We start from the raw sequence: 6,000 nt of genomic DNA on the forward strand, positions 1-6,000 counted from the left end.
AACTAGTGCTTGCCACAGGATGGGGACCACCATGCAGCTGACCATCAAAACCCGCCTGATCGCAACGATCGCCTTTCTGGCCCTGCTGCTGGTCGGCATCGGCAGCCTGGGCATCGTCAGCCTGGGCGACAGCAATGCCGGACTGAAATCCGTTTATGAAGACCGCGTCGTGCCGCTCAAGCAGCTCAAGACCATTTCCGATGCCTACGCCGTACAGGTGATCGATGCGGTCAACAAGGCCAATGCCGGCGTGATGGATGCCCAGACCGCGCTGGCCGAAGTGCGCAAGGCCTCGGCCGCCATTGACGAGGAATGGCGCAAGTACATGGCCACCACGCTGACCCCGCGCGAGCAGCAGCTGGCCAGCGAAGCCGCCACGCTTTTCGCGCAGGCCGACCGCGATGTCGGGCGGCTGGAGCAGTATCTGGCCGGCCAGCAGGGCAGCGTGGCCGGCTTGCTGGGTGAATTCGACGGGCCGCTTTACGCCTCCATCGACCCCATCAGCGGCAAGGTCACCGACCTGATCACCCTGCAGCTTGATGTGGCGAAAGCCCAGTATGAAAGCTCGCAGCAGCAATATGCGCTGGTGCGCGCCACGGCGGTGGCCGCGCTGGTGATCGGCCTGCTGCTGGCGCTGGCCTCCGGCTTTTTCCTGCTGCGCGCGATTGCCGTGCCGCTGGCCAATGCCGTAGCGGTGGCCGGCAATATCGCGCAGGGCAAGCTCGACAACACCATCACCATCCAGCGCCAGGATGAAACCGGCCAGCTGCTGGCCGCCATGCAGCAGATGCAGGATTCGATCAGCCGCTTCGTCGCTGCCCAGCAAGGCATGGCCGCGGCGCACACGGCCGGGCAGATCAGCGCGCGCATGGACGACAGCCAGTATCCGGGCACCTTTGGCGAAATGGCTCGCCAGGTCAACACGCTGGTGGAAGACCACATCAATACCACCCAGACCGCCATCGGCGTGATCGGCCGCTATGCCCAGGGCGATTTTGCCGCCGACATGCCGCAGCTGCCAGGCGAAAAGGCGCAAATCACCACGGCCATTGCCGAGGTGAAGCGCAGCCTGCTCGCCATCAGCAATGACATCCAGCTGCTGGCCGAGGCCGGCGCGCGCGGCGATTTCAGCCAGCGCTGCGATGCCCAGCGCTACCAGCACATGTTCCGCGACATGCTGGAGCACCTGAACCGTCTGATTGTCACCTGCGATGTCGGCTTCAACGACGTGCTGCGCGTCTCGGAAGCGCTGGCGCGCGGCGACCTGAGCCAGAGCATCACGGCCGATTATCCCGGCCTCTTTGGCCGCACCAAGGCCGGGGTGAATGCAACGGTTGCTTCGCTGTCGGCCATCATTGGCGAGGTCGATGCCGTGGTGACGGCGGCGGCCGAGCGCGGCGAATTCAGCCAGCGTCTCGCTACCGAGGGCCGCGAGGGCTTCACGCTGAAGCTGGCCGAGCGGCTCAACCGCCTGAGCACCATTACCGATACCGGCCTGCGCGACGTGATGCGCGTGGTGCAGGCGCTGGCCGATGGCGACCTCACGCAGCGCATCGAGCGCGATTATCCGGGGCTGTTTGGCGAGACCCGCGAAGCGGTGAACGCCACCGTGGAAAACCTGCGCGGCCTGGTGGGCGCCATCCAGAGCGCCGGCGAGGTCATCCAGCACGCCGCCCGCGAAATCGCCCAGGGCAATGCCGACCTGTCGCGCCGTACCGAGGCGCAGGCCGCCAATCTGGAGGAAACCGCCGCCAGCAGCGAAGAGCTGACCGGCACCGTGCGCCAGAATGCCGACAATGCCCGCGAGGCCAACCGGCTGGCGCAGGAATCGGCCCGCGTCTCCAGTCAGGGGGCGGCTGCGGTGTCCGAGGTTGTCGAAACGATGAACCTGATCCAGCAATCGGCCAGGCGCATCGTCGACATCATCGCGGTCATCGACGGCATCGCCTTCCAGACCAATATCCTCGCGCTCAACGCGGCGGTCGAGGCTGCGCGCGCCGGCGAGCAGGGGCGCGGTTTTGCCGTGGTGGCAGCCGAAGTGCGCAACCTCGCGCAACGCTCGGCCGTCGCCGCCAAGGAAATCAAGGACCTGATCGGCGACTCGGTCGCCAAGGTCGATCATGGCAGCCAGCGCGTGCAGCATGCCGGGCAGACGATGAGCGAGGTCGAGGTCAGCATCAAGCGCGTGACCGACCTGATCGCCGACATCGCCGCCGCCTCGCAGGAGCAGAGCGCCGGCATCGGCCAGGTCAACCAGGCCGTGACGCAGATGGACGAAGTAACGCAGCAGAATGCCGCGCTGGTCGAAGAAGCGGCGGCCGCTGCCGAAGAGCTGCAGCAGCAGGCCGAGGCGCTGGCCGAATCGGTGAGTGTCTTCAAGCTGGGCAGCCAGGGCGCGCAGGCCGTGACCCGCCTGCTCTCGCGCGCCGCGCGTCCGGATGAGCTTCCCGCGCTGCCGGCCAGCGCCACACTGGCCCTGCCCGCCGCCTGACTTGGCTCAGTCGTTGAGCAGCGGCGACATCGGCAGATCGGTTTCGCCGATGTCGATGCCGGCCTGCGTCAGCAGGGTGCTCAGCTGGCCACGGTGATGCGTCTGGTGGTTGAAGAAGTGCTGCACCTGTACCCAGCGCGGCACGGTCTGCGAGAATTCGTAGCCACGGCTGCGCCAGGTCACCGACTCGGACAGCCATTCCGGCGTGAGCCCGTCGGCCCAGACGATCAGCTGCCGGTCCAGCGTCAGCCTGGCCTCGTGCAGCCCGGTGAAATCATCAAACAGCCACGTTCCCATTGGCGGCAGCCGCGGGTCGTGGTTGCTGAGGTGGGCCAGCCAGGCATGATCGACCCACAGCGCATGATTGAGCATGCCGTGAATCGAGCCAAAGCGCACGCCGCGATCCAGCCGGCGCTCGGCATCGTCAAGCAGCAGGCAGGCGTCGAAAAGTTTGGCGTTCTGCCACTGGCTGTAGACCGTCATCAGCTGCGGCAGGTTACCGATGAACATCCTTGCGTCTCCATTCCGCCCGCAGTTGCGGGCTTGCTGTTATTGCGGGTATTGCCGTACAGCCTTTTCAGTAAAAAGGCTGGGGGCTGATACCCTTGATTATGGCCGGTTCGCTCCGGCTTGCCCTTGCCTGATCGGCCGTTGTGGCGGCCCTTTGCCCTTGCAGGCCCGCTCGCCCAAACCCGAGCGGCTCAGGAAAGCTCATCCTCATCCGCCTGGGCGTTGAGCATCGGCAGCATCGGCAGATCGGTGATGCCGATGTCGATGCCGGCCTGTTTCAAGAGCGTGCCGACCTGCGCGCGGTGGTGCGTCTGGTGGTTGAAGAAGTGCTGCACCTGCACCCAGCGCGGGATGGTCTGGGTGAATTTGTAGAGCACGCTGCTCCAGGTCACCGGCTCATTCAGCCACTCGCTGCTCAGGCCATCGGCCCAGGCGACGATGCGCGCGTCCAGCTCTAGCCGCGCCGCGTGCAGTGCGGCGAAATCGGCGTGAATGTCCTCGCCCAGCGGCGGCAGCACGGGCTTGATGCCGGTAAAGCGCCCCATCCAGTTCAGGTCGGCCCAGAGGATGTGATTGAGCGTGTGATGGATGGACTGGAAAAACGCGCCGCGATCGGCCTTGCGTTCGTCGTCACCGAGTTGCAGACAGGCGTCGAACAGCTGCGCGTTCTGCCACTGGTTGTAGGCCGCCATCAGCTGCGGCATGTTGCCATTGAACATGGTTAGTCTCCGGGGTGAAGGCCGGTTTGCACTATACCCGGCCGGTGATCTGCGGCTGGCCAATCAACTGAAAAGGCTGCAGGGCTATACCCTGCCATTGTTCAGGGTTGCCAGCAGCGCGGCCTGTTGCCCGGCAGTCAGTCGGGGGGCCGCCAGCGCCACGGTGGCCAGCCCCAGCCGACAATACGCGTCGTCCAGCGCCGGGGCAATGCCCAGTGCCGCACGATGCGTGGCGACCGTGCCGGCATCGCCGCGCACAATCGGCCCGGTAAGCGCCGCCGCCGGGCCCAGCCGCCCGACATTGGCCAGTGTCTGCGTCATCAGCCCGTGCAGCAGTGGCAGTGCCTGCGTTTCGTCCATGCCGGCGAGTGCGGCCGTGTCGAGCGCCAGTTGGCTCAATGTCACCAGATAATTCGATGCCACGCACAGCGCCGCGTGATACGCCGCCTTGCCGCCGGGGGCGAGGCGGAAGGGCTCGCCACCAATCGCGCGTACCAGCGCCTCCAGCCGTTCGCAGGCCAGCGCATCACCCTCCAGCGCGCAGCGCGTTCCGGCAAAGGTCTGCACGGCGAGCGCCGGATCGGCGAAGGAAAACACCGGATGCAGGCTGGCCATCCTTGCCCCTTTGGCCTGCAGCGGTGCCAGCAGCGCCGCCTCGCCCGCGCCGCTGCAGTGGAACACCACGTCGCCGGGGCGAATCGCGCTGACTGCCGCCAGCTGCCTGGCCACGTCGGCAATGGCGCCGTCGGGTACGGCAATCAGCCAGAAATCGGCGGGTGGCAGCATCGCCAGCGTCCCGATTTCACCCGCGCCGATGAATTCGCGCGCGGCGTAGGGTGAAGCGCCGCCGGCGATGCCGAGCAATGCATACTCGCCGCTGGCGACCAGCAGGCGCGCCAGCGTCTTGCCAAGCCGGCCGGGGCCGATGAGGTTGAAGGTGGGCATGAAATCACCAGACTGGACTGAATTTGCGGCCGTGGATGCGCAGCACCTCGCCCGATGGCGTCGGGTAGCGCACAGCGAGGTAGAAGGCGTGTTTCGGCACCGTGATCGTTCCCTCGCAATATACCTCGTCCTTGCCGCTGACCTTGCAGGGCAGCGCGGCAGCGACGGGAGTTTGCGTCTGCGCGTCCAGCAGCAGCACGGCGGCGGGAACGAACTGCTTGCGGTCGTTCAGCAGCAACTCCAGCTTGCGCGGGCCGGAGCGCAGCAGCCTGATCGGCTTTTCCATCACATGCGGCGTGAGGAGGTTGTTGCTCGGGCGGACAAACTCGACGTGCTCGAAGTAGCGCTGCAGCGACAGCGGCACGTCGCCGGCCGCCATGACGGCGCGTGGCGCATCGATCACCTCGCCACCGGTGGCTGCGGCCGTTTCCAGATAGGCCGGATCGACGCGGGCATGGGTGAGGGTGGAAGTGGCGAGAATGGCCAGTAGTGCTGTCACGATTCGCGGCATGCGGATGTGCTTCCTGATAGTTGGCGCGCATTCGCAGTGTAGCGATGTTGCCTGGAATGGTGATGAGTTGGGGCGGGTTTTATGTGCCTGCGGCACGGTGTTTTGATGCCGGTTCCGCTCCCAAAAGGGACTTCCTGCGGTCGCCGGCGGACGGGTTCATTTCTTTTGTCTCGCCAAAAGAAACGAACCAAAGAAAACGAAGTTTCGGCGCAGCCAACAGGCGAGCCCGGACAGCCGCCCCGCTATGCGGGGTGCCCTGCGATGCTCGTTGCGTCCAGCCATGTAGGGTGCGCAAATCCTGATTTGCGCACGCGGCGCTATCTTTGAAGATGCGCTGCGGCTTGGACGAACCGCATCCGGTGCGCAAACCCCTGCGGGATTTGCACACCCTGCTTGCGTCGGCAGCCGGTCGTGAGCGGCTGCGAGTATTTGCATGGGTATGTGGCTGCAGCCTTTTGCTTGTAAAGGCTGCATCGATATACATGGAGAAAGCCCCGCGTGCGGGGCTTCGTCTTGTCCGGCGTTCGGGCGCGTGCTGCGGCGTACGCCCGGCCGTTCTAGTGCATAGGGCGGAACAAATCTTTACTTATTAGGTCATTGTTTACATGCGACGACCAATGACCCTTTCACTCTCCGAGGCCGATCTCCAAGAATTGACAACCTGGGTTCGCCGCGGCTCGACACCACAAAAGCAGGCGCTGCGCGCCCGCATCATCCTCATGACCGCCGAAGGCGTTCCCAGTAAGGAAATCGCCCTGCAATTGCGCACAACCGCGCCCACCATCATGTTGTGGCGACGCCGTTTCCTCGAAGCCGGCGTTGCC

The 6,000-nt window shown here is 65.3% G+C and carries 6 protein-coding genes; 2 read left to right on the forward strand and 4 right to left on the reverse strand.

The window, feature by feature from the left end:
- The first annotated feature begins 31 nt into the window (after positions 1-31).
- Positions 32-2,491, forward strand: coding sequence for a methyl-accepting chemotaxis protein (locus C515_RS24920; protein ID WP_051304796.1), 2,460 nt, complete (start codon positions 32-34; stop codon positions 2,489-2,491).
- A gap of 6 nt (positions 2,492-2,497) precedes the next feature.
- Here the strand turns inward: C515_RS24920 and C515_RS0108955 are convergent, their stop codons facing one another.
- From C515_RS0108955 to C515_RS0108970, 4 genes are all read right to left on the reverse strand, one after another.
- Positions 2,498-3,001: a DinB family protein gene (locus C515_RS0108955; RefSeq protein ID WP_028455250.1), complete on the reverse strand. Its 504-nt coding sequence runs from the start codon at positions 2,999-3,001 to the stop codon at positions 2,498-2,500.
- 191 nt (positions 3,002-3,192) lie between these two features.
- Positions 3,193-3,720, reverse strand: coding sequence for a DinB family protein (locus C515_RS0108960; protein ID WP_043648821.1), 528 nt, complete (start codon positions 3,718-3,720; stop codon positions 3,193-3,195).
- Positions 3,721-3,804: 84 nt separating this feature from the next.
- Positions 3,805-4,665: a Rossmann-like and DUF2520 domain-containing protein gene (locus C515_RS0108965; protein WP_028455252.1), complete on the reverse strand. Its 861-nt coding sequence runs from the start codon at positions 4,663-4,665 to the stop codon at positions 3,805-3,807.
- 4 nt (positions 4,666-4,669) lie between these two features.
- Entirely contained in the window at positions 4,670-5,176 is a 507-nt protein-coding gene (locus tag C515_RS0108970; RefSeq protein WP_028455253.1) for a hypothetical protein, read from the reverse strand.
- 617 nt (positions 5,177-5,793) lie between these two features.
- Between C515_RS0108970 and C515_RS0108975 the strand changes: the two genes are divergently transcribed.
- Positions 5,794-6,000: helix-turn-helix domain-containing protein (locus tag C515_RS0108975; protein WP_028455254.1), on the forward strand; the 207-nt coding region annotated here is incomplete at its 3' end.

The organism is Chitinilyticum litopenaei DSM 21440 (genome assembly GCF_000428145.1).
GTDB lineage: Bacteria > Pseudomonadota > Gammaproteobacteria > Burkholderiales > Chitinibacteraceae > Chitinilyticum > Chitinilyticum litopenaei.